Origin of the sequence: Rhodobacter sp. 24-YEA-8 (genome assembly GCF_900105075.1) — a bacterium.
GTDB lineage: Bacteria > Pseudomonadota > Alphaproteobacteria > Rhodobacterales > Rhodobacteraceae > Pseudogemmobacter.
This window is the reverse complement of the sequence record NZ_FNSK01000001.1, coordinates 166,110-186,437: the sequence shown is the minus strand read 5'-3', so window position 1 is coordinate 186,437 and position 20,328 is coordinate 166,110. Positions and strand designations below refer to the sequence as shown.

The 20,328-nt window shown below is 64.0% G+C and carries 21 protein-coding genes and 1 pseudogene; 11 read left to right on the top strand and 11 right to left on the bottom strand.

The window, feature by feature from the left end:
• Positions 1–66: 66 nt before the first annotated feature.
• Positions 67–681: a bifunctional nicotinamidase/pyrazinamidase gene (gene pncA / locus BLW25_RS00990; protein WP_092895548.1), complete on the bottom strand. Its 615-nt coding sequence runs from the start codon at positions 679–681 to the stop codon at positions 67–69.
• Positions 682–777: 96 nt separating this feature from the next.
• Here pncA and BLW25_RS00985 point away from each other — a divergent pair, with 96 nt between their 5' ends.
• Positions 778–1,695 carry an oxygen-dependent tRNA uridine(34) hydroxylase TrhO gene (locus tag BLW25_RS00985; protein WP_092895546.1) on the top strand — a complete coding sequence of 306 codons (918 nt, stop codon included), beginning with the start codon at positions 778–780 and terminating at the stop codon, positions 1,693–1,695.
• 123 nt (positions 1,696–1,818) lie between these two features.
• On the opposite strand, the gene BLW25_RS00980 is transcribed toward BLW25_RS00985, so the two are convergent.
• A complete protein-coding gene (locus BLW25_RS00980; protein WP_092895544.1) occupies positions 1,819–2,949 on the bottom strand; it encodes an S-(hydroxymethyl)glutathione dehydrogenase/class III alcohol dehydrogenase in 1,131 nt (376 codons plus the stop codon).
• 132 nt (positions 2,950–3,081) lie between these two features.
• Here BLW25_RS00980 and BLW25_RS24190 point away from each other — a divergent pair, with 132 nt between their 5' ends.
• The 4 genes and pseudogenes from BLW25_RS24190 to BLW25_RS24835 all read left to right on the top strand — a co-directional run.
• Positions 3,082–3,252, top strand: coding sequence for a hypothetical protein (locus BLW25_RS24190; RefSeq protein ID WP_171909445.1), 171 nt, complete (start codon positions 3,082–3,084; stop codon positions 3,250–3,252).
• Between the two features lie 28 nt (positions 3,253–3,280).
• Complete coding sequence (locus tag BLW25_RS00975) at positions 3,281–3,586, top strand: I78 family peptidase inhibitor (protein ID WP_171909444.1); 306 nt, start codon at positions 3,281–3,283, stop codon at positions 3,584–3,586.
• A 36-nt stretch (positions 3,587–3,622) separates the two neighbouring features.
• Entirely contained in the window at positions 3,623–3,925 is a 303-nt protein-coding gene (locus tag BLW25_RS00970; protein ID WP_092895542.1) for an I78 family peptidase inhibitor, read from the top strand.
• Positions 3,926–4,016: 91 nt separating this feature from the next.
• Positions 4,017–4,457 (top strand): annotated as a pseudogene (locus tag BLW25_RS24835) (IS5/IS1182 family transposase); the annotation flags it as partial.
• A gap of 234 nt (positions 4,458–4,691) precedes the next feature.
• Here the strand turns inward: BLW25_RS24835 and BLW25_RS24185 are convergent.
• Positions 4,692–5,123 (bottom strand): c-type cytochrome, encoded by a 432-nt coding sequence (locus tag BLW25_RS24185; RefSeq protein WP_171909443.1) that lies wholly within the window; start codon positions 5,121–5,123, stop codon positions 4,692–4,694.
• 798 nt (positions 5,124–5,921) lie between these two features.
• A complete protein-coding gene (locus BLW25_RS00960; RefSeq protein ID WP_143040408.1) occupies positions 5,922–6,185 on the bottom strand; it encodes a penta-EF hand family protein in 264 nt (87 codons plus the stop codon).
• Between the two features lie 479 nt (positions 6,186–6,664).
• On the opposite strand from BLW25_RS00960, the gene BLW25_RS00955 reads away from it, so the two are divergent.
• Positions 6,665–7,570 carry a LysR family transcriptional regulator gene (locus BLW25_RS00955; protein ID WP_092895536.1) on the top strand — a complete coding sequence of 302 codons (906 nt, stop codon included), beginning with the start codon at positions 6,665–6,667 and terminating at the stop codon, positions 7,568–7,570.
• 86 nt (positions 7,571–7,656) lie between these two features.
• Here BLW25_RS00955 and BLW25_RS00950 read toward each other — a convergent pair whose 3' ends face one another.
• The 3 genes from BLW25_RS00950 to BLW25_RS00940 are packed head-to-tail and all read right to left on the bottom strand — an operon-like array spanning position 7,657 to position 10,164.
• Positions 7,657–8,685, bottom strand: coding sequence for an OmpA family protein (locus BLW25_RS00950; protein WP_092895534.1), 1,029 nt, complete (start codon positions 8,683–8,685; stop codon positions 7,657–7,659).
• A 55-nt stretch (positions 8,686–8,740) separates the two neighbouring features.
• Entirely contained in the window at positions 8,741–9,448 is a 708-nt protein-coding gene (locus tag BLW25_RS00945) for a GNAT family N-acetyltransferase (protein WP_092895532.1), read from the bottom strand.
• Positions 9,445–10,164 carry a competence/damage-inducible protein A gene (locus tag BLW25_RS00940; protein WP_092901235.1) on the bottom strand — a complete coding sequence of 240 codons (720 nt, stop codon included), beginning with the start codon at positions 10,162–10,164 and terminating at the stop codon, positions 9,445–9,447. The genes BLW25_RS00945 and BLW25_RS00940 overlap by 4 nt, the downstream gene beginning before the upstream one ends.
• A gap of 204 nt (positions 10,165–10,368) precedes the next feature.
• Here BLW25_RS00940 and map point away from each other — a divergent pair, with 204 nt between their 5' ends.
• The 3 genes from map to BLW25_RS00925 all read left to right on the top strand — a co-directional run bounded on the left by map (position 10,369) and on the right by BLW25_RS00925 (position 13,267).
• A complete protein-coding gene (gene map / locus BLW25_RS00935; RefSeq protein ID WP_092895530.1) occupies positions 10,369–11,178 on the top strand; it encodes a type I methionyl aminopeptidase in 810 nt (269 codons plus the stop codon).
• Entirely contained in the window at positions 11,178–11,648 is a 471-nt protein-coding gene (locus tag BLW25_RS00930) for a YbaK/EbsC family protein (protein WP_092895528.1), read from the top strand. Before map ends, BLW25_RS00930 begins: the two co-directional genes overlap by 1 nt.
• 134 nt (positions 11,649–11,782) lie before the next feature.
• Positions 11,783–13,267, top strand: a complete 1,485-nt coding sequence (locus BLW25_RS00925) for an acetyl-CoA hydrolase/transferase family protein (protein WP_092895526.1) — start codon at positions 11,783–11,785, stop codon at positions 13,265–13,267.
• A gap of 117 nt (positions 13,268–13,384) precedes the next feature.
• Here the strand turns inward: BLW25_RS00925 and BLW25_RS00920 are convergent, their stop codons facing one another.
• The 3 genes from BLW25_RS00920 to BLW25_RS00910 all read right to left on the bottom strand — a co-directional run bounded on the left by BLW25_RS00920 (position 13,385) and on the right by BLW25_RS00910 (position 15,451).
• Positions 13,385–13,777: a hypothetical protein gene (locus BLW25_RS00920; RefSeq protein ID WP_092895524.1), complete on the bottom strand. Its 393-nt coding sequence runs from the start codon at positions 13,775–13,777 to the stop codon at positions 13,385–13,387.
• A 10-nt stretch (positions 13,778–13,787) separates the two neighbouring features.
• Positions 13,788–14,561, bottom strand: coding sequence for a DUF6478 family protein (locus tag BLW25_RS00915; protein ID WP_092895522.1), 774 nt, complete (start codon positions 14,559–14,561; stop codon positions 13,788–13,790).
• A gap of 173 nt (positions 14,562–14,734) precedes the next feature.
• Positions 14,735–15,451, bottom strand: a complete 717-nt coding sequence (locus BLW25_RS00910) for a hypothetical protein (protein WP_092895520.1) — start codon at positions 15,449–15,451, stop codon at positions 14,735–14,737.
• Positions 15,452–15,751: 300 nt separating this feature from the next.
• On the opposite strand from BLW25_RS00910, the gene pheT reads away from it, so the two are divergent.
• Both pheT and xth read left to right on the top strand, forming a co-directional pair.
• Positions 15,752–18,172, top strand: a complete 2,421-nt coding sequence (gene pheT / locus BLW25_RS00905; protein ID WP_092895518.1) for a phenylalanine--tRNA ligase subunit beta — start codon at positions 15,752–15,754, stop codon at positions 18,170–18,172.
• Between the two features lie 54 nt (positions 18,173–18,226).
• A complete protein-coding gene (xth, locus tag BLW25_RS00900; protein WP_092895516.1) occupies positions 18,227–19,006 on the top strand; it encodes an exodeoxyribonuclease III in 780 nt (259 codons plus the stop codon).
• Between the two features lie 6 nt (positions 19,007–19,012).
• Here xth and BLW25_RS00895 read toward each other — a convergent pair whose 3' ends face one another.
• Positions 19,013–20,194 carry an FAD-dependent monooxygenase gene (locus tag BLW25_RS00895; RefSeq protein WP_092895514.1) on the bottom strand — a complete coding sequence of 394 codons (1,182 nt, stop codon included), beginning with the start codon at positions 20,192–20,194 and terminating at the stop codon, positions 19,013–19,015.
• Between the last annotated feature and the right edge of the window lie 134 nt (positions 20,195–20,328).

The window sequence follows — 20,328 nt, the reverse complement described above, 5'->3', positions numbered from 1 at the left end:
CCTCCGGGCAGTGAAGCGGTTAAAGCAACCCCCCGCGTCACTGTCCAGCATTCCTGTCAGGAAATATCAGCGCGGATCCACCATCACGACGCCCGCATCGGTCATTTGCGCCCGCGCCTCTTCCAGCGAGCCGTCCAGATCAATCGCGCGGCTGAGATCCTCGCGCAATTCGACCCGGAACCCGAGCCGCACCGCATCCAGCGCCGAATAGGCCACACAGAAATCAGTGGCGAGGCCCGCCAGCACCAAAGTCGTGATCCCGCGCGCGCGGAGCCAGGGTTCGAGTCCGGTCGCGGTTTCCCGGTCATTCTCGAAAAAGGCCGAATAGCTGTCGATCCCGGCGCGAAACCCCTTTCTGAGGATCAGCTGCGCCGGGTCGGTCGCGAGGTCAGGATGAAACGCCGCGCCGTTCGATCCGATCACGCAATGGCGCGGCCAGAGAACCTGCGGACCGTAGGGCATCTCCGTCACCGTAAACGGCGCTGCACCCGGATGGTTGTCGGCGAAAGAGCTGTGATCCGCCGGATGCCAGTCCTGGGTCAGCACCACGCAGCCAAATTCCGGCATCAGCGCATTGATCCCGGCGATGATCTCATGACCGCCTTCGACCGCCAATGCGCCGCCGGGGCAGAAGTCATTCTGAACATCAATGACGATCAGCGCCGCATCGGTTTCGCGCATCTCAGGCCCTCCGGATTTTGGTCACCCTCACGCGGGCGGGCGCCTGCGTCAACCAATCCGCTTGATTTCGCGCCTCCAGAGGTCCATTTCGCGCCTATGATCACCATCGCAGCCCTCTATCACTTCACAAGCTTCCCCGACCCTGCAGCCCTGCGCGAGGCCCTGCTGGATCTTTGCGCGCGCGAAGGCGTCAGGGGCTCGCTTTTGCTTGCAACCGAAGGGGTGAATGGCACCATCGCCGGCCCGCGTGCGGGCATCGACGCCGTGCTGGCGCATCTGCGCGCCCTGCCCGGCTGCGCGGATCTCGACTGGAAAGAAGCGCAGTCGGAGGAGATGCCCTTCGGCCGCATGAAGGTGAAGCTGAAGCGCGAGATCGTCACCATGGGCGTCGAAGGCGTCGATCCGCGCGCCTCTGTCGGCCATTACCTCTCGCCCGCCGAATGGAACGAGATGATCACCGCCCCCGATGTCGCCGTGATCGACACCCGGAATGATTACGAGGTGGGCATCGGCACGTTCCAGGGCGCCATCGACCCCGGCACGAAAAGCTTCCGCGACTTCCCCGCCTGGTGGGAGGCGAACCGTGACCGTTTTCACAACAAGCGGATTGCGATGTTCTGCACCGGCGGCATCCGCTGCGAGAAATCCACCAATTACCTGATCTCGCAAGGGGTGGAGGATGTGTTCCACCTGAAAGGCGGCATCCTGAAATATCTTGAAGAGACCCCCGAGGAAACCTCGCTCTGGCAGGGCGAATGCTATGTCTTTGATGGCCGCGTCTCGGTCGGCCATGGCCTTGTTCCCGGCGATTACCACAGCTGTGGCGCCTGCCGCCGCCCGGTTTCGGCCGCAGATCGCCGGCACCCCTCCTATGAAGAAGGCGTTTGCTGCCCGGCCTGCGTCTCGGAATACAGCCCCGATGATCGCGCCCGTTTCCGCGAGCGCGAAAAACAGATGCGCCTGGCAAATGCGCGCGGCGAAAGGCATCTGGGCGGCAACCCGTCCGACGCCTGATCCTGCCCCCTTTCGGGTCCGGGCACAGAAAAGGGGCGCAACGCGCCCCTTTCCTTTTGCCTGGAATATTTCTGCCTTAGCCCACCGCGCCCGAAAGGGCGGGCGGTCTCTGGCCGGTTGTCCTTAATAGACCACGACCGCCCGGATCGACTTGCCCTCATGCATCAGATCGAAACCATGGTTGATCTCTTCCAGCTTCAGCTGATGGGTGATCATCGGGTCGATCTCGATCTTGCCATCCATGTACCAGTCGACGAATTTCGGCACATCGCGGCGGCCTTTCGCGCCGCCGAATGCGGTGCCTTTCCAGACCCGTCCCGTCACCAGCTGGAACGGCCGTGTCGAGATCTCGGCCCCCGCCGGCGCCACGCCGATGATCACGGAAACACCCCAGCCGCGATGCGAGCATTCCAGCGCGTCGCGCATCACTTTAACATTGCCGGTCGCATCGAACGAATAATCGACACCGCCAAGATGATCCGCGCCGCGCTTCGTCAGATTGACGATCTCCTGCACCACGCTGCCTTCGATCTTCGAGGGATTCACGAAATGCGTCATGCCGAATTTGCGCGCCATTTCCTCTTTATCGTCATTCAGATCGACGCCGATGATCATATCTGCGCCCGCCATCCTGAGGCCCTGGATCACGTTCAGCCCGATGCCGCCAAGGCCAAACACCGCCGCGGTCGAGCCGATCTCGACGCCTGCGGTATTGATCACCGCGCCGATGCCGGTGGTCACGCCGCAGCCGATATAGCAGATCTTGTCGAACGGCGCGTCATCGCGGACCTTGGCCAGCGCGATCTCCGGCATCACCGTATGGTTCGCAAAGGTCGAGCAGCCCATGTAATGATAGACCGGCGTGCCATCGAGCAGCGAGAAGCGCGTGGTGCCGTCGGGCATCAGCCCCTGGCCTTGCGTATTGCGGATCGCGGTGCAGAGATTGGTCTTGCCCGACAGGCAGGAATAGCATTCCCGGCATTCCGGCGTGTAAAGCGGGATCACATGATCGCCGGGCTTCAGCGTCGTCACGCCCTCGCCGACCTCGATCACGATCCCGGCCCCCTCATGGCCGAGGATACAGGGGAAGATCCCCTCCGGATCCGCGCCGGAACGGGTGAATTCGTCGGTATGGCAAAGCCCCGTGGCCTTGATCTCCACCAGAACCTCGCCCCGCTTCGGGCCTTCCAGGTTCACTTCCATGATTTCAAGCGGTTTGCCTGCAGCAAGAGCGACGGCGGCACGGGTACGCATGGCTGATGTTTCTCCCTTAACAATCGCGCGTAACCTGGGGCAGACGGGCACGGAAAGCAACGCAGGAAGAGACATGTTTTCTCTGGTTTCCCGCTTTGCCGCAGCCTCTCTGTTGCGCGGAGCCTGCCCGGCGTGACTGCCGCCCAGATACCTGCCGCCTCGCAAGGGATCGGCGCGAAAAATGGCCTGCCTTCAGGGATCATCCCGCCACGCGGCATCGTCGGTCACGGCGATGGCAAGCCTCAGCGGATCACTGCGTATGTCGTCGATCAGGGGATCATAACCCCGGCGGAATATGATTAGATCCACCGACACTGCCGGGAGGAAGATGATGCGAAGCCGCGCCTTTGGATTTGGACTGATGATGCTCGCGGGCTTTGGCCTTGCGGGCTGTGCCGGAGGCGGCGGAGGCGGAAGCAGCCCGGCCCCGCGCAAGGTCGCGGATCCGGCGCTTTGCGGCGCGGATCGCATGGCGCATCTGACCGGCGGCCCGGCAACCTCGCTGCCCGGGGACGAGGTGGATGGCCCGCTGCGCCTGATCCGCCCCGGTGATATGGTCACCGAAGATTTCAACCCCGCGCGCCTGAATGTCGCGCTGAATGCGCAGGATCACATCACCAGCCTCACCTGCGGCTGACACCATTCCCCTTTGCCAGAGAGAAGGAAGAAAGCAATGACCCTGTTACGTCTGACTCTGCTGCCGCTTTGTGCGGGACTTGCCCTGAGCGCCTGCGTCCCTGCGCCCCCGGCGGATATCGCTCCAAGCCTGCCCGAGCCTGCCAATGACACTTGCGGCGCCCGTGCCGTCGGCCATCTGATCGGTCAGGATCAGGCCGTGCTCGCGAGCCTTGCGGGGCGCCGCGATCCGATGCGGGTGATTTCGCCGGGCCAGGCGGTGACGATGGATTACATCTCGACGCGGCTGAATGTCCAACTGGACGCGGCGGGAAAGATCACCGCCATGCACTGCGCCTGACGCCGCGCCTTAAAAGGAAGCTGAAAACCCTTTCCTCGCCGCCCCTCGAATACCATGGTCCATCGCCACCCCTGCACAGACAGAGGTGGCGATGCGTGGATCGGACGCGGCGACGGGATCGTTGCTCAGCGACATCGCCCCGGGGAGCGCATCCCGGTACAGCATTCGCTGCACTGGCCGGAAGCTGAATTCGACCTGCTCTGCGCAGGAGAGGTCGCCCTTCCAAACGACCGATCCGCTCCGGGCGGCAACTCATGGAGCAGATGGATTGCAACCTGCTGTTTCGCTGGGTCGCGTCGGCAACACCGTCCAAGTCCCAACTGTGCGTACGAAAAACCTGGACCGGCAGCTGGTCACGGCCATGTCCCGTCGGGTCATGGCCACGATTCTGTCACATCGTGAAGCGGCACCACTTCTGTCAGACGATCCCTTGCCGGTCGATGGTACCCGCGCGAAGGCACGGGCGACCTCCGACGCAGGCGACGATCCGGGCGATCCGCCATGTACCTCCTCCCCTGACCGGTCCGAAGCTCCCGGCCCTCCGCCATCGACGGCAGACCTGACCGGCAGCCCGGTTATGCAAGATCACGGCAGTGCCGGAAGAGGATCAGGGAGCCTTTCGGCCTGACCAGGACAGCCGGCGTCATCGTGCCCTGCTCAAGGGAAACAGGTCCGCATAGCGGAGTTGTTCAGCGGTCTGCTAAACCAGAGAAGCCGCTCCAGAGCGATGCGACGCGGTTTTTTCAGGGCAAGAGGCCAAAGCGGATTATTCGCGAAAGACCGAATGACAGGCTTTGCAGCTGGCGCCGATCGTGGCCATACCGGTCTTGATCGTCTCCGCCGAGCTGGTGTCCAGCGCTCCGGCCGCCTGCCCGAAACCGGCGGATTTCCCGGTGAAATCTTCCCAGCTGGTCCAGATCGAAGGGAGAGCCTCGGAGGCCGGGTCCTCTGCGCCTGCGGTTGCGAAAACCGTGTCGATCCGGCCTGCTGCGGCGATCAGGACGGTTTTGGCGGCGTCGGCGGCTACGGCATCATAGGGCGCTTTACCGCTGGCCATCTCGCCAAGGATCTTCGTGGTCAGGCCGATTTCTTTCATCAGCTTTGCGCGTTCAATGGCTTCGGGCTGGCTCGGTTCGGCAGCAAAGGCAGCGGTAGCAAGCAGGATTGAGGCGGAAAGCGCGGCGGTGACGGGTCTCATGGTCTGGCTCCGGTGCTGGACATGGATGGGCGGAGTTAAGCATGTGACCGGGCACGGCGATAGCGGGGTGATCCCGGCCTGCTTCACAGCAGCGTGAACCTGCCTGCGCGCGCGCGGGTAGACGCAGGGCGGCACCGAAATGATTGCCACCGCCGCCACCCTTGCCGGAGGGGCGGGCTTCACCGGGGTCGCGGAAATGGGCTCAGACGGCTGTTTCCATAACCGGCGCTTCGCCCCCCCTCTCTGCCAGAGCGAATTTCGCTGGCGGAGGTGACATAGCAACGGGGTGAGGTCGGCGGCCAGCGGCACAGCGCGAAACGGGTGCCGTAAAAGAAAGAGCCCCACGGGCGGATCGCATGGTTTCGCCCCCTGCCTGACCCGCCCGGCCTCTCGCGGCGCGACATCTTCCGGTTCATGTCCACGAACCTTGCAGAGACTGAAGCGGTGATCCTTGCCATCAGGGTGGTGCCGCACAATCCTGGCCTTCGTTCCGCGATTGGCCTGCATGTGCTGCGCGACGCAGATCGGCTGACGGGGAGCGAAGTGCGGCGCTCATATTGCGAGGTCAGGGACCTGGGATGCCGGGTCTGATGTGGCAAGATATCTGGTGGAGTCGCGATACCTGGTCGGGGGAGGCGGATGGGGCCACCGGGCCGGACGCGACACGCGCCGCTGATCAGCGTGCCATTGTTCGGGCCCTGCGGCTGGCGACTACGCTTTCACGCGCCGGAAAGGGAAAAGGCGAGTTTTGGGGGGCGGCACGGACGCCACCCCCCTGTCTGCTGTGTATCTGCCGCCTTACTGTGCCGGCAGCTGCACGAGGCCTGCATCAACTGCGGCCTGCAATTCCTCCGGCGAGACCGCGCCATTGGCATCGGTATCGATGGCAGCGAAGCCCTCAGCGGTCAGATCGGGCCAGACAGATTGCAGCTCGGCATGCGACCAGTCGCCGCTGGCATCCAGGTCCTCGATCATGGGCAGCGCGGTCTGGGCGACCGCCGCACCTGCAAAAAGGCCAAGGGACATTGCGAGAAGAGCCATGCGTTTCATCGGGCGTTTCATCTGGTCATCCTTTCGGTATTTCCGTTTCAGTCCGACGGGGCGCGGCATCACCGGCCCCGTCGTCCAATCTGGGCAGGATCGCGGCAGGGTAAAGAGCCGCCGCCAAACGGCGGGGATCGCCCGCTGAAACCGCCCCTGCACGCGGGTTTTCCCCGCCTGGAGCGGCTTTGCGCCCCTTTTCCCGCCAGGGCCCGCCCACGCTTTGCGCAAGACCCTGCCTCTCAGATGAGGTCAGGCAATCCGGCGATCCGAGCCGGGGCCGCCGTTTCCGTGCCATCAACGATCCCCGCAAATTCCCCGGATAGGACGCGTCTCTGCCCCGATCCCGCCCGAATTGGGGGGCAAAGAGAGGGCAGGCCCAGGATCTGGAGGGGCTTTCCCGGGCAAAGATGCGCTGACCGCGCAGCCCGGACCTCCGGGCACGATGGCTGCGTCGCTACCCCAGTTTTCTGCCCTCAATTCTGCTGCCGAGGAACCCGATGGATCGACTGACCGAGATGGAAGCTTTTGCCACCGTTGTGGATCAGGGCGGATTCACAGATGCGGCCAAGAAGATGGGGATCTCGAAATCCGCCGTCTCGAAACATGTCTCCTCGCTTGAGGCACGGCTTGGTGCGCGGCTGCTGAACCGGACCACCAGACGCGTCTCACCGACCGAGATTGGCCTTGCCTATTACGACCGCGCCCGCCGCGTGCTGAATGACGCGGGCGAAGCGGATGCGCTGGTGACCTCGATGCAATCGGCACCTTCGGGGCTGCTCAGGATTTCGGTTGCGACCGATTTCGGGGTGAACCTGCTTTCGCCTATCCTGGGGGATTTCCTGCTGGAATACCCCGATATCACCGTGAATATGGTGCTCAACAACCGGTATGTAGAGCTGATCTCTGAAGGTTTCGACATGGCGATCCGGGTGGGTGAGCTGGAAGACAGCTCCCTGCGCGCCCGCAAACTGACCGAGACCACCAAGCGCATGATCGCCTCGCCGAGCTACTTCCAGCGCTATGGTCGCCCGATGAAAATCGACGATCTGAACGAACACAAGCTTTTGCATTATTCCAACCAGGCCAATGGCAATGTGTGGAAACTCACCGCGCCCTCGGGGGAACGCCGCCAGGTGCGCTCGAATGGCTGGCTGACGGTGAATGACGGGCAGAGCCTGCTGAATGCCGCGCTGGCGGGGCTGGGGATCGCCTATCTGCCCTCGTTCCTTTATGCGGATGCAATGCGTCAGGGTCAGGTCGAAGAGGCCATTCCCGGCCTGCCGACCGAAGTTCTGGGCATCTATGCCGTCTACCCGCCGGGCCGCTTCACCCAGCCGAAAGTGCGCGCCTTCATCGACTTCCTCGCGCGCCGCTTTATCGACAAAGGGCCGGATAAGTGGTGACAACGCAAAGGTAACCCCGGGGCGGCTGACTGCCCCGGCCCGTGAAATTTCGCTTTCCCGCTATGCGCCTTATCGGGAAGCCAGACTCAGGTCGGGGCCGGAATGGCCTCGACCCTTCTGTTTTTCTGGCGTCCCTCATCATTCGCATTGCTGGCGCGCGGCGCAAGCGGGCCGGCCCCTTCGGCGGTCATCCGGGCCGCCGGAATGCCGAAATCAGTGATCAGGGCCTGACGCACCGCCTCGGCCCGCCGCTTCGACAGCGCGACATTGGCACCAAGCGCGCCCGAGAGATCGGTATGCCCGACCAGGATGAGACGCCGGGCCGGATCGGCCTGCAACCAGGCTGCAACCAGCGTGAGCGAGGCATAGTCGCGATCGCTGAGCGCGGCGGAGCCGGTCTCGAATACCAGATCGTCCAGCGCAAAGGGCAGACCGGCATCCAGCTGCGACTGCCCGTCCGTCTCAGCCCCGGGGGCGGCAGGCGTCACGGGTTTGCTCAGGGGAACTGCCACAGCATCCGTCCGGCCGGGACCCGTGCCCGACATACCAGGCTCCGAATTGCCCGGGCCCCCGATACCCGGAATTGGCGCCGGCAGCGCCTCGGGTCCGACTGATATCATCTGCACAAATCCCGCGCTGGCCGAACGGCTGACCATCAGCCCCACAGCATCACCGCCCCGCCGGGCAGAGAGAAAGCGGAATTCGTTGAGATCGACATGCATCCCCGGCTCTGGCAGCACCTCGGTCGCGAAGCGGAAATCAAAGCCGCCGCATCTGCGCGCCTCGCAATCCAGCACAACCTCGTAGCCCAGGGCCAGAAGCTGGTCGCGCAACGGTGCCAGCAATTCCAGGGGCGAGGCGCCCGCGCTTTCCAGCTGCCAGGCGCGGCGGTCGACCTGACCCTCGAAGGTCTCCACCGTCAGCTCGTCATTCCGCCAGGGCGCAACTGGCAGATCATAGCTGTCATAGACAGCAGGCAGCGCAGTGGCGCCTGCCACAGGGAAAGAGAACAGCGGCAGGAACGGCTCTGCCGCGCGCAAAGGCTGCGGCACGGCGAAGGGCAGCGCAGGAACAAGAACCAGCACAAGGGCCGGCAGGGGCAAGCGGAAGGTCACGGCGAACGGAAACCCCTGTAACGACCTCTGTCAGGCCGGACCGGAGCGCCTGATGTCAGGCCTTCCGGATCCGGTAATGGTATTTTCCCACAATCGTCATGCCGGCGCGATCATAAAGCGCGCGGGCGGCGGTGTTCTGCTCTGTTACCGCCAGGCTGAGCGAATGGCCTCCCGCATCTGCGGCCCAGTTTGCCGCCGCAGCCAGAAGACTGGCGCCTGCGCCCTGGCGGCGCATATGGGGCGCGATCTCGATCGCATGGATCATCGCATGATGCCCGGAAAGCGCCACGAAACAGGCGCCGGCCGGGCGGTCGCTGTGACGCGCGAGAATCGCGGTCTTCGCGCCGGTCACACGCTCCATCACCCGGATCCGGGCCGGGCCGATCCCGCCCTGTTCCCAGATTTCGCGCGCGGTCTCCAGCGGCGGCCAATGCGGGAAAGCGGCCAGCGGCGGCAGATCCATTTGCAGATCCGCGACCGGGGCAGCATAGATCACCACCGGATCAATCACCTCATAGCCCCGTGCCTCAAGCGCGGCATCAAGGGCTGCGTCACCCTCGTAAATCGTGAAAAGCGGCTCGGCTATCGCGGCCTCGGCAGCGATGAGCGCCGCCTCGTCCCAGGACCCATGCACGGTGGCCGCCGAGACGCGTTTGCCGCCCCCTGCCCCGTCGCGCAGGCGGAAAGGCCCCAGATCACGGGTGGCAAAGGGCGGCCAGGTGGCCTCCATCACCTCGGCTATGAGTTTTCCCGGCCAGTTCATCCGAACATCCCCACAAGACGCATCATCGCCTGATCAAGTCGCCCCGGATCGGTGCCACGGATCACCAGATTGGTGCCGAAGGCGCCGTTCTGCTGGAACGGGTAAGAGCCCATGCTGAGATCGGGATAATCTTCCGCAAGGCGCCCGAACTCGCCGGCAATCTCGCCCTCGCCACGCATGACGCGCAGGTTTTGCGACAAAAGCGGCGCCCCGCCTGTGAGGCGCGGAATGACCGATGCCAGCATGGATTCGAAGATATTCGGCACCCCTGCCATCACATGGACATTGCCGAGGATGAAACCGGGCGCGACCGAGATCGGATTGTCGATCAGCGTCGCGCCATCCGGGATGCGGGCCATGCGCTGGCGGGCCTCGTTGAAGGGAAGGCTCTGGCGGTCGTAATGCGCCCTGAGCAGCGCCATCGCATCCGCGCGGTGCGAGATCGCGGCCCCCATGGCCTCGGCCACCGCATCGGCGGTGATATCGTCATGGGTCGGACCGATGCCGCCCGAGGTAAAGACATAGTCATGCGTCTTTGAGAGCGCCCGGACCGCTGCGACGATGGAGGCATGCGCGTCGCCGACCACACGGGCCTCGGTCAGGTCGATGCCGGCGCGGGTCAGTTCGCCCGCCAGATGCCAGAGATTGGAATCGCGGGTACGGCCGGAGAGGATCTCGTCCCCGATCACCAGCATTGCGGCTTTGGGATTAGCCATGGTCGCCTCATCAGATGCGTTGCGCATAAAGGTATAGCGCGGCGGTGGGGGTTTTCCACCCCCGGGAGACCATCGATCCCTGAACCGATGGCGAGCCAATGGTCTTCCTCCCGGAGGATATTTACGGACAGATGAAAGGCGCCGGGCTTGCTCTGGTGTTTTTCTGGCTGCTTGCCTATTTAGGGCAACAGAAAGCGAGGGGCGATGGACACGCGCGGACGGATCACGAAAGACGGTATTCGCATCTATGAAGAGGCGGATTTTGCGGGGATGCGTGCGGCGGGCCGGCAGGTGGCCGAGATCCTCGACATGGTTGCGCCTCTGGTGCAGCCGGGGGTGACCACGGCGTCCATCGACGATTTCATCCGCGAGGAGATCAGTCGGCGCGGGCTGATTTCAGCGACCATCGGCTATAAGGGCTATCAGCACGCTTCGTGCATTTCGATCAACCATGTCGTCTGTCACGGAATCCCGGGGCCGAAGGTGCTGGCCGAAGGCGATATCACCAATATCGACGTGACGGTGATTGTCGATGGCTGGTATGGCGACAGCAGCCGGATGTATGCGGCCGGCAAAATGCCCCGCAAGGCCGAGCGGCTGATCGAGGTCACCCATGAAAGCCTGATGCGCGGCATTGCCGAGGTGAAGCCCGGCGCGAGCTTTGGCGATATCGGCCGCGCGATCCAGACCCATGTCGAGGCGCAGCGCATGTCGGTGGTGCGCGATTTCTGCGGCCACGGGCTGGGGCTGGTGTTCCATGCGCCGCCAAATGTGCTGCATTACCACACCCGCAGCGCCGATAAGATCATCCTCGAAGAGGGCATGTTCTTTACCATCGAACCGATGGTCAATCTGGGCCGCCCCGAGACCAAAACTCTGGCCGATGACTGGACTGCCGTGACGCGCGACAAATCGCTTTCGGCGCAATATGAACATTCGATCGGGGTGACCGCCACCGGCTGCGAGATCTTTACCCTCTCGCCCGCAGGCACTTTTTTCAAGACCTGGGACTGATGGCAGCGACACGGGGCACCGATCAGCTGACGCGCGCCGGTGTGGCATTCACGCTCCACCCGTATAACTATGATCCGGGAGCGGAAAAGATCGGCATGGCGGCGGCTGAAGCACTTGGCCTTGACCCGCATCTGGCGCTGAAATGCCTGATGGTCCAGGTTGACGGCAGGCCTGCCTGCTGTGTGATCCCGTCGGATGCAAGCCTGTCGATGAAGAAGGTGGCGGCGGCTTTCGGGGCCAAACAGGCGGCGATGATGCTGCCGGCAAAGGCCGAGAAGCTGACCGGCTATCATACCGGTGGCATATCGCCTTTCGGACAGCGCAAAGCGGTGCCGGTTGCGTTGGAAGTGACGGTCTCGACAGCGGAAAAGGTCTGGATCAATGCCGGCCAGCGCGGGCTGTTGCTGGGGATTGCCCCCGGGGATGCCCTGACAGTGAGCGGCGGCAAAGCGGCGGCTCTGATCGCCTGAGGTATGCATTTATTGGCATACATATGCATTTTACGCATACCAGGTCTTCGCATACTTTTGCATACAAAAGTTGCGTGACAGGTGCGCAGCCCCTAGCAGGGGTCAGCCAGCCATGATGCTACAGGAGCACTGCCATGTATGAGGACCGGATCCGTCACGGGGCGTTGCGCGACAAGGTGGTCTCAGCCGCTGAGGCTGCAAGCCTGATCCGGGACGGGATGGTGGTCGGCATGTCGGGCTTTACCCGCGCGGGTGAGGCTATGGCGGTGCCATTGGCGCTGGCGGAACTGGCAAAGACCGACCCGCTGAAGATCACGCTGCTGACCGGGGCGAGCCTCGGCCATGACCTCGACAAGATCCTGGCAGAGGCGAAAGTGACGGCGCGGCGTATGCCCTTCCAGTCGGATCCGGGCCTGCGCCGGGCGATCAATCAAGGCGAGGTCATGTTCATCGACCAGCATCTGTCCGAAACCGTTGAACAACTGAGGCGCGGCCAGATCCCGGGCGTTGATGTGGCGGTGATCGAGGCGGTGGCGATCACTTCGGATGGCGGCATCATTCCCACGACCTCGATCGGCAATTCCGCGTCCTTCGCCATTCTGGCGGATAAGGTGATTGTCGAGATCAACCTTTCACAGCCGCTGGGCTTCGAAGGGCTGCATGATGTCTTTATCCCGACCTATGCGCCGAACCGGATGCCGATTCCGGTGGTGACGGTGGACAGCCGGATCGGCACACCCTGGATCGCCATTCCACCCGAGAAGATCGCAGCAATTGTGATCACCGAGAAGCAGGATTCGGCGGCGGCGATTTCGGCGCCTGACGATGAGACGCGGGCGATTGCCGGCCATCTGATCCGGTTTTTCGAGGGCGAAATGGCGGCGGGGCGGCTGACGAAACGGCTCGCGCCCTTGCAGGCCGGGATCGGGACGATTGCGAATGCGGTGTTGCATGGGCTGATCGACAGCCCGTTTGAAGACATGCGGATGTATTCCGAAGTGTTGCAGGACAGCACTTTCGATCTGATGGATGCGGGCAAGCTGAGTTTCGCCTCGGGCTCGTCGATCACGCTGTCAGCTGAATGCAATGCGCGGGTGATGGCGCAGTTCGACCGTTATAAGCCAAAGCTGATCCTGCGCCCGCAGGAGATCTCGAACCATCCCGAAGTGGTGCGCCGGCTGGGACTGATCGCGATCAATACCGCGCTGGAATTCGACATTTACGGCAATGTGAATTCGACCCATGTGATGGGAACGAATATGATGAACGGGATCGGGGGATCGGGGGATTTCGCGCGTAATTCCATGCTTTCGGTCTTTGTGACCAAGTCGATTGCGAAAGCGGGCGCGATTTCCTCGGTGGTGCCGATGGTCAGCCATGTCGACCACACCGAACATGACGTGGATATTCTGGTGACAGAACAGGGGCTTGCGGATCTGCGCGGGCTGGCCCCGCGCGAACGGGCGGTGCGGATCATCGCCAATTGTGCCCATCCCGACTGGCGTGCGGGCCTTGCGGATTACTATGAGCGGGCGCTGAGCTTTGGCGGCCATACGCCGCATATTCTGGAAGAGGCTTTGTCCTGGCATGTCCGGCTCAGAAATACCGGGCGGATGTGACTGTTTCGCCCCCCTTTTCAGGGGACCAAACGCCTCCCGCCAGGGAGAATTTACGTCAGAAGGCCAGGGCGCGTCTCCACCCTCGCCATATTCCGGTTTCAGGCGATCTGCCGGAAGTCAGCTCTGGCCGGCGGTTTCCACGCAATGGCGGCGGAAGGCGCGTTTGAGCATGTCGAGCTCGGCGCGCAGGAGATCGAATTCGGCGCGCAGATCGTCTTCCATCGCGACGCCGGTGATGATGGTGAAATGGGCCAGTACCGGTTCGGCCGGGTCCCCTTTGCGCCGGATCAGGAAGGTCTGGACGCCTTCTGACAGCACCTCGGACCGGACCGGCACTTTCACCGCGTAATCACCGGGGCGGGCGGGGATCGGGGTGACGGTGACGCCGGGTTGCAGGGCGCCATCCAGCGTGACCTCAAGGGCCGGGGCCATGTCGCCAGCACCCGAGAGGATTCCCTCCCAGGCTCCGGCGCGGATGCGGGTGCGGGTCAGGGTGACAGCGTCCGGCATGGTCAGTTCCTTACAGTTCAGCCCTGGGGCGCCGGCTGATCGTCAGATCGCGCAGCGTCACCTGGTTCATTTCGGGCCTTTCGAAGATCAGGTCGATCCAGAGCTTTTCGATCCGTTTCTCATTGACCCTCGTATAGGCGAGGTCGAATTCGACAAAGGCCTCTTCGCCGTTCAGCGGCAGCTCGCGCACCACCTGTTCGACATTTGGCCCATGGCGGATATTGAGCCGCGCAAAGATTTCGAGCGGCTTTTCCACCCCGATGACAGCGTCAAGCCGGATCAGGTGACGCAGCCGCAACCCCTGGGCCGCCGCATCGGGCAGATCAAGCACCAGCGACAGGAAGCTGCCGTCAAAGCGGAATACATCCATGCGCAAACCGAAAGGCGCCATATCCTCTTCCCGGGTATTGCGCAGCTGGCGGACGGTCAGTTCCGAACGACGGCAGTCATGGAACAGCGTGGCACCCTCGCAGATCAGCGATTTGCCGTCGACCGCCGTCATGCCGGGGACAGGGATCGGGCCTTTCCACAGATCCGGGCGCCAGGCCCAGTCAGTGCCCGGCAGGCGGCGGAAGGCCCCTGCGCCGATCAGCGGCAGGTTCAGGCGGTAATCGGCCTCGAACAGCACGCGGTCGATCTCGCGTCGGGTCTGGCGGGCATAGCCGCGCAGGCTGCGCAGACGGTCAAGCGGAGTGGTTGAGGCTTCGCCGGCGTTTTCCGACCAGCGCGCCAGCGCCCGGCGGAAGATGAGCCGGTCAAGTTTCTCTCTCAGTCGCCCTGCCATTGCTTTCCGTTCCGTCTGTCTGGCCGAAATTTCCGGGGCCGGATGCCGCATTGTAACCCGCCCGCCGGAACAGTCCCTGGCCCATGCCTGGCCCATGCCCTGGTTAGCAGGCCGGGTCGGGTGTTGCAGCAGAAAACATCGCCCCGCTGCGGGCCTGATCCCCGGCGCGCCTCTCAGGGTGCCGCAACCGCTGGCCTTTTCACCGTCGAGCCATTGGCGGCACGGATCGAGGTGATGGATTTTTCCAGCAACATGCGGCTTTGTTCCGGGGACAGGCTGCTCGTCTCGGGCGCCATGACCGAGACCGAGACCAGACGCCCCCGCAGCCCCAGCACCGCGCGCCAGTATTCCCCCACCTGGCGGTCAAACATCCGCATGACCAGCGCCCCTCCCGACAGCGCGGTCTGGCGCACGACGACCGAGGCCGGGTTGCCATCCCGTGCAAGGGCGGCGCGACCGGGGCGCGACATGAAATAATCCGACAGCGCTTTGGCGCCCGATTGCAGGATCGCGGCCGATCCCTCGCCGCCGATGGTGACACTGATCACGGCGGGGATCACAGCCCCTTTGGCCGCACATTCACCGATCAGCACCACCGCGCCATCGGACGAATCGCTGCTGGCGCCGGGATGGATGCAGTAGCCGGCGGGTGGCTCGATCCGGATCTCTCCGCCGATAAAGCTCATCGCGCCGCCTTTGCCGGTCCCGCCGCCGCCCGTGCCACCGGGCGCGACACAGGCCGAGAGCAGCGCGGCACAGGCAAGCCAGACGAAAAGGCGCGGGCCTTTGCCCCCGGATCTGGCCTCAGGTCTGGCCCCGGATCTGGTCGGGGCCGCAAATTGCTTAATCAGGGAAAACGTCGACGTTGAAATCAGAGGCGCGTCATACAAAGCACTTTTCCTTCACACTGCCCGGCCCGCCGCCTGTTATACTGTCTTTCATGGATTCCGGCACGTTTTCGGGCGCGTAACGATCCGGTGATGGTTAAATTGCCCGGCCCTTTCGGGCAAGCATTCTGTCGGGGCGCCCGGCTTGCCGGCTGGGCCATCCATGCCGCCCGATAAAGGGCAAATGCCGCTGCCGCCTTTCCCTTTGAGCGCCGTTGCGCTAATGCCCTTTGCGGATACAAGCGACTGCCCACCTGCGACACCACCGGCTGCCCTATAGCCTCGCCTCAGCGGAACCTGACGATGAAATTCACCCTCTCCTGGCTCAAAGACCATCTGGAAACCGGCGCTTCCGTCACGGAAATCGCTGATGCGCTGACCGATCTGGGGCTTGAGGTCGAGGAGATCGAAGACCCGGCGGCACGGCTCGGAGCCTTCCGTATCTGCCGCGTGATCGAGGCGGTGCAGCACCCCAATGCCGACCGGCTGCGGGTCTGCCGCGTGGCGACCTATCCGGGCGGGCCGGGGTCAGAACCGGTCGAGGTCCAGGTCGTTTGCGGCGCACCCAATGCGAAAACCGGGCTGGTGGGCGTTTTCGCGCCGGTGGGCACCCATGTGCCCGGCACCGGGGTCGATCTGAAACCCGGCAATATCCGCGGCGTCGATTCAAACGGGATGCTGTGTTCCGAACGCGAGCTGGAACTGTCGGACGATCATGACGGCATTATCGAACTGCCCTCGGATGCGCCGCTGGGTGCGCGCTATATCGACTATAAGGGCGTCAATGACCCGGTGATCGAGATCAAGATCACCCCGAACCGCCCCGACGCGCTTGGCATCCGGGGTGTGGCGCGCGATCTGGCCGCGCGGGGGCTTGGCCAGCTGAAACCCTTGGAAATCGCTGCTGTTGCCGGCACGTTCGACAGCCCGGTGACAGTGCGGATCGAACCTGCGCTGAAGACCAAAGCCGCGCCACATTTCGCGGGTCGCGTGATCCGGGGGGTGACGAACGGACCCTCGCCCGCCTGGCTGCAAAACCGCCTGAAGGCCATCGGGCTGCGCCCCATTTCGGCGCTGGTCGATATCACCAACTATTTCACCTTCGCACTGAACCGCCCGCTGCATGTCTTTGACGTCGACCGGATGGAGGGAAGCGAGCTGCATATCCGCCCGGCGGATGCCGGCGAGACCCTGCTGGCGCTGGACGGCAAGACCTATACCCTGCGCGCCGGTGATATGGTCATCGCAGATGCGCGCGGGCCGGAAAGCCTTGCCGGGATCATGGGCGGCGAAGACTCGGGCTGCACCGATGCGACCACCACGGTCTTTCTGGAATCCGCCTTCTGGGATGCGATCACCGTCGCCGCCACCGGGCGCGCGCTCAAGATCAACTCGGATGCGCGTTATCGGTTCGAGCGCGGCGTTGACCCGGCTTTCACCCTGCCGGGGCTGGAACTGGCGACGCAGATGGTGCTGGATCTGTGCGGCGGCGAAGCCAGCCATGTCGTGACCGATGGCGCCGCCATCGACACCGCCCGCGCTTACCGGCTGGATCCGGCACGGCTGATCAGCCTTGTCGGCATGGAGATCCCCGAGGCCGAACAGGTCCGCACGCTGGAAGCCCTTGGCTTCACGATGGACGGGCTGATGGCCGCCCCCCCCTCCTGGCGCCCCGACGTCCAGGGCGAGGCGGATCTGGTCGAGGAAGTCGCGCGGATCGCGAGCCTGACGAAACTGGTCGGCGCGCCTTTGACCCGCGCGCTCCCGGGCGTGCCGAAGCCGATCCTCACGCCGATGCAAATCCGCGAGAAAGCCGCGCGGCGCCAGATTGCCGGTCTCGGCTATAATGAATGCGTGACCTACAGCTTTATCGACGGCGCTTCGGCGGCTTTGTTCGGCGGTGGCACGGATGCGGTAAAGGTCGACAATCCGATCTCGTCCGAGATGAGCCATCTGCGCCCCGATCTGCTGCCGGGGTTGCTGGCGGCTGCGGCGCGCAATCAGGCGCGCGGCTTCCAGGATATGGCGCTTTTCGAGGTTGGCCCGGTTTTCTCCGGCGGTGAGCCGGGCGAACAGGTTCTGCTGGCCTCGGGGCTTCTGGTCGGTGCCTCGGCCCCGCGCGATCCTTGGGCCTCGCGCCGCCCGGTTGATCTGTTCGATGCGAAAGCCGATGTCGAGGCGGTACTGGCCACGCTTGGCGCGCCCGCCAAGGTGCAGATCACCCGCAAGGTCGATGCCTGGTGGCATCCCGGCCGATCGGGCGTGATTGGTCTTGGACCGAATACGCTTGCGACTTACGGCGAGATCCATCCGCGCGTTCTGGCCGCGATGGGGGTCAAGGGCCCTGCGGTCGGCTTTACCGTGCAGATCGCCAATATCCCGGCGCCCAAGGTGAAGACACCGACCCGCCCGGCGCTGGTGATCAGCGATCTTCAGGCGGTCGAGCGCGATTTCGCCTTCGTGGTCGATGCAAAGACCGAAGCACTGGTGGCCGTCAACGCCGCGCAGGGTGCCGATAAGGCGCTGATCGAATCTGTCCGCGTCTTTGACCACTTCACCGGTGACAAGGCCGAGGCACAAATGGGCGCGGGCAAAAAATCGCTCGGGCTGACCGTGCGGCTGCAACCCACCGCCGCCACGCTGACCGATGCAGATATCGAAGCGGTCTCGGCAAAGGTCATCGAAAAGGTCACCAAAGCGACCGGCGGCGCGCTGCGCTCGTAACCCTTTCCGGCGCGGGGGCCTCTCCTCGCGCCGCCATCCTCGCGGGAGAATGCCATGAAGATCGCCACCTTCAACATCAACGGCATCAAGGCCCGGATCGAAGCGCTGCCGCGCTGGCTGCGCGAGGCAGAACCGGATGTGGTCTGCCTGCAAGAGATCAAATCCGTCGATGAGGGATTCCCGCGCGAGTTGTTCGAGGAGATGGGCTATCAGGTCGAAACCCATGGCCAGAAAAGCTTCAACGGGGTGGCGATCCTGTCGAAATACCCGCTTTCCGATGTGACACGGGGTCTGCCGGGGGATGACAGCGACGAACAGGCGCGCTGGATCGAGGCAACGGTTGAGGGCCCGCATGTGATCCGGGTCTGCGGGCTTTATCTGCCGAACGGCAACCCGGCGCCGGGGCCGAAATATGAGTATAAACTCGCCTGGATGGAACGGCTTGAGGCCCGCGCGCGCGCCCTGCTGGCGCTGGAAGAACCGACGCTTTTCTTAGGCGATTACAATGTGATCCCACAGGCCGAGGATGCCGCAAAGCCCGAGGCCTGGCTGGAAGATGCGCTTTTCCTGCCGCAATCGCGCGCGGCGTTCCGCAGGCTGCTGAACCTCGGCCTGACCGAGGCGATCCGTACCCGCGACCCGCGCCCGGGTGTCTATACGTTCTGGGATTATCAGGCCAATTCCTGGGAGCGCGGCAACGGGATCCGCATCGACCATGTGCTGATGACGCCCCAGGCGGCAGATCTGCTGGAAGAAACCGGCATCGACAAGGATGTGCGTGCCGGCGACAAGCCGTCAGACCATGTGCCGGTCTGGGTGCGTCTGTCCGCGTAAGCGATCTCAGCCGATCTTCGTCACATCGTAATCGTAAAGCCAGTTGAACCGCGACAGCGCGGCGCCTGGCGCGATGCGGCCCCCAAGCCGCAGCCCCAGATGCGCCACCGCCCGCAACGGGCCCGAAAGGTGATAAGCGCGCGCATTGCGACTGGCCGCCGTCACGATGCGCTGTGTGCGCCGCGCCCGCGCCACCTGATAGGCAACCAGACCGGCCGTGCCGTGGCGCTCCAGGATCGCCGCCAGCGTCCAGACATCCTCCAGCGCCATATTCGCGCCCTGGGCAAGGAAGGGCAAAGTCGGATGCGCTGCATCGCCAAGGAGCGCCACCGCACCTTCGGGCAGAACCCTGACCCAGGTCTTCGCGACCGGATGGCGGAAGAGCCCCCAGAGCCAGACATCCCCGGCCTGATCAAGCCAGCCCTTCACCCGCGGGCTGAAATCTGCAAAGGCCAGCCGCAGTTCCATCGTATCATCGCGGATCGACCAGCCCTCTTCGGTCCAGCGCTCGCGCTCTTCGACGGCGACGATATTGCGCATCGTGCCGCCGCGCAGCGGATAGCTGACGAGATGCCGCCCGGGCCCCATATGGACCTCGGCGACCTTCGGCTCGGCAGGATCGCAGGGCACAAGACAGCGCCAGGCGACCTGCCTGGTGAAAACCGGCTTCGCCTCACCATTCAGCGCGGCACGGGTATGGGATTGCAGCCCATCGGCCCCAATCAGGATCGAGGCGGGCTCCAGCGCACCGGTGCAGGTCTCAACCACGGGCTGCGCCCCGCTGAGATCGACGCGTCGCACCTTTTGCAACAGCCGCAACTCTGCGCCGGCGGCTTTGGCGCCATCGAGCAGAAGCGAGATCAGATCGGCGCGGTGCAGGAAATGCCAGCCCTGATCAGGGCGGAGCCGCGCCACATCGAGCCGCGTCACCAGGCTGCCGTCATAGCCATCGCACAGCTCGACCGCCTCGGCGCGGCTCGACGCAGCCTCCAGCGCCGGGCCAAGGCCAAGCGCCTGCAAAACCCGCGCGCCATTCGGGCTTATCTGCAGACCGGCGCCGACCTCGCGGATGGCATCGGCCTGTTCCATCACGATCACCCGCGCGCCTTTCAGCGCCAGTGCACGCGCCAGCGCAAGACCCGCAACCCCCGCCCCGAGTATGGTCACCGCCTGGTCTTTGAGCGCCATTCTGTCCTGATCCTGAGAAACCGGTCAGCCCGCCGGCAATGACAAAGCCGGGCAAAAGCCCGGCTTTCTTTTCCTGTGTCAGCGGCCGGGTTGCAAGCCTTGCCGCAGTTGCAGCAGTCCCGGAACGGGCCTTT

What these genes read in the sequence shown, in the direction of transcription:
- pncA (WP_092895548.1), bottom strand. Translation starts at nt 681, where the DNA reads ATGCGCGAAACCGATGCGGCGCTGATCGTCATTGATGTTCAGAATGAC.
- BLW25_RS00985 (WP_092895546.1), top strand. Translation starts at nt 778, where the DNA reads ATGATCACCATCGCAGCCCTCTATCACTTCACAAGCTTCCCCGACCCT.
- BLW25_RS00980 (WP_092895544.1), bottom strand. Translation starts at nt 2,949, where the DNA reads ATGCGTACCCGTGCCGCCGTCGCTCTTGCTGCAGGCAAACCGCTTGAA.
- BLW25_RS00975 (WP_171909444.1), top strand. Translation starts at nt 3,281, where the DNA reads ATGCGAAGCCGCGCCTTTGGATTTGGACTGATGATGCTCGCGGGCTTT.
- BLW25_RS00970 (WP_092895542.1), top strand. Translation starts at nt 3,623, where the DNA reads ATGACCCTGTTACGTCTGACTCTGCTGCCGCTTTGTGCGGGACTTGCC.
- BLW25_RS24185 (WP_171909443.1), bottom strand. Translation starts at nt 5,123, where the DNA reads ATGAGACCCGTCACCGCCGCGCTTTCCGCCTCAATCCTGCTTGCTACC.
- BLW25_RS00960 (WP_143040408.1), bottom strand. Translation starts at nt 6,185, where the DNA reads ATGAAACGCCCGATGAAACGCATGGCTCTTCTCGCAATGTCCCTTGGC.
- BLW25_RS00955 (WP_092895536.1), top strand. Translation starts at nt 6,665, where the DNA reads ATGGATCGACTGACCGAGATGGAAGCTTTTGCCACCGTTGTGGATCAG.
- BLW25_RS00945 (WP_092895532.1), bottom strand. Translation starts at nt 9,448, where the DNA reads ATGAACTGGCCGGGAAAACTCATAGCCGAGGTGATGGAGGCCACCTGG.
- BLW25_RS00940 (WP_092901235.1), bottom strand. Translation starts at nt 10,164, where the DNA reads ATGGCTAATCCCAAAGCCGCAATGCTGGTGATCGGGGACGAGATCCTC.
- map (WP_092895530.1), top strand. Translation starts at nt 10,369, where the DNA reads ATGGACACGCGCGGACGGATCACGAAAGACGGTATTCGCATCTATGAA.
- BLW25_RS00930 (WP_092895528.1), top strand. Translation starts at nt 11,178, where the DNA reads ATGGCAGCGACACGGGGCACCGATCAGCTGACGCGCGCCGGTGTGGCA.
- BLW25_RS00925 (WP_092895526.1), top strand. Translation starts at nt 11,783, where the DNA reads ATGTATGAGGACCGGATCCGTCACGGGGCGTTGCGCGACAAGGTGGTC.
- BLW25_RS00920 (WP_092895524.1), bottom strand. Translation starts at nt 13,777, where the DNA reads ATGCCGGACGCTGTCACCCTGACCCGCACCCGCATCCGCGCCGGAGCC.
- BLW25_RS00915 (WP_092895522.1), bottom strand. Translation starts at nt 14,561, where the DNA reads ATGGCAGGGCGACTGAGAGAGAAACTTGACCGGCTCATCTTCCGCCGG.
- pheT (WP_092895518.1), top strand. Translation starts at nt 15,752, where the DNA reads ATGAAATTCACCCTCTCCTGGCTCAAAGACCATCTGGAAACCGGCGCT.
- xth (WP_092895516.1), top strand. Translation starts at nt 18,227, where the DNA reads ATGAAGATCGCCACCTTCAACATCAACGGCATCAAGGCCCGGATCGAA.
- BLW25_RS00895 (WP_092895514.1), bottom strand. Translation starts at nt 20,194, where the DNA reads ATGGCGCTCAAAGACCAGGCGGTGACCATACTCGGGGCGGGGGTTGCG.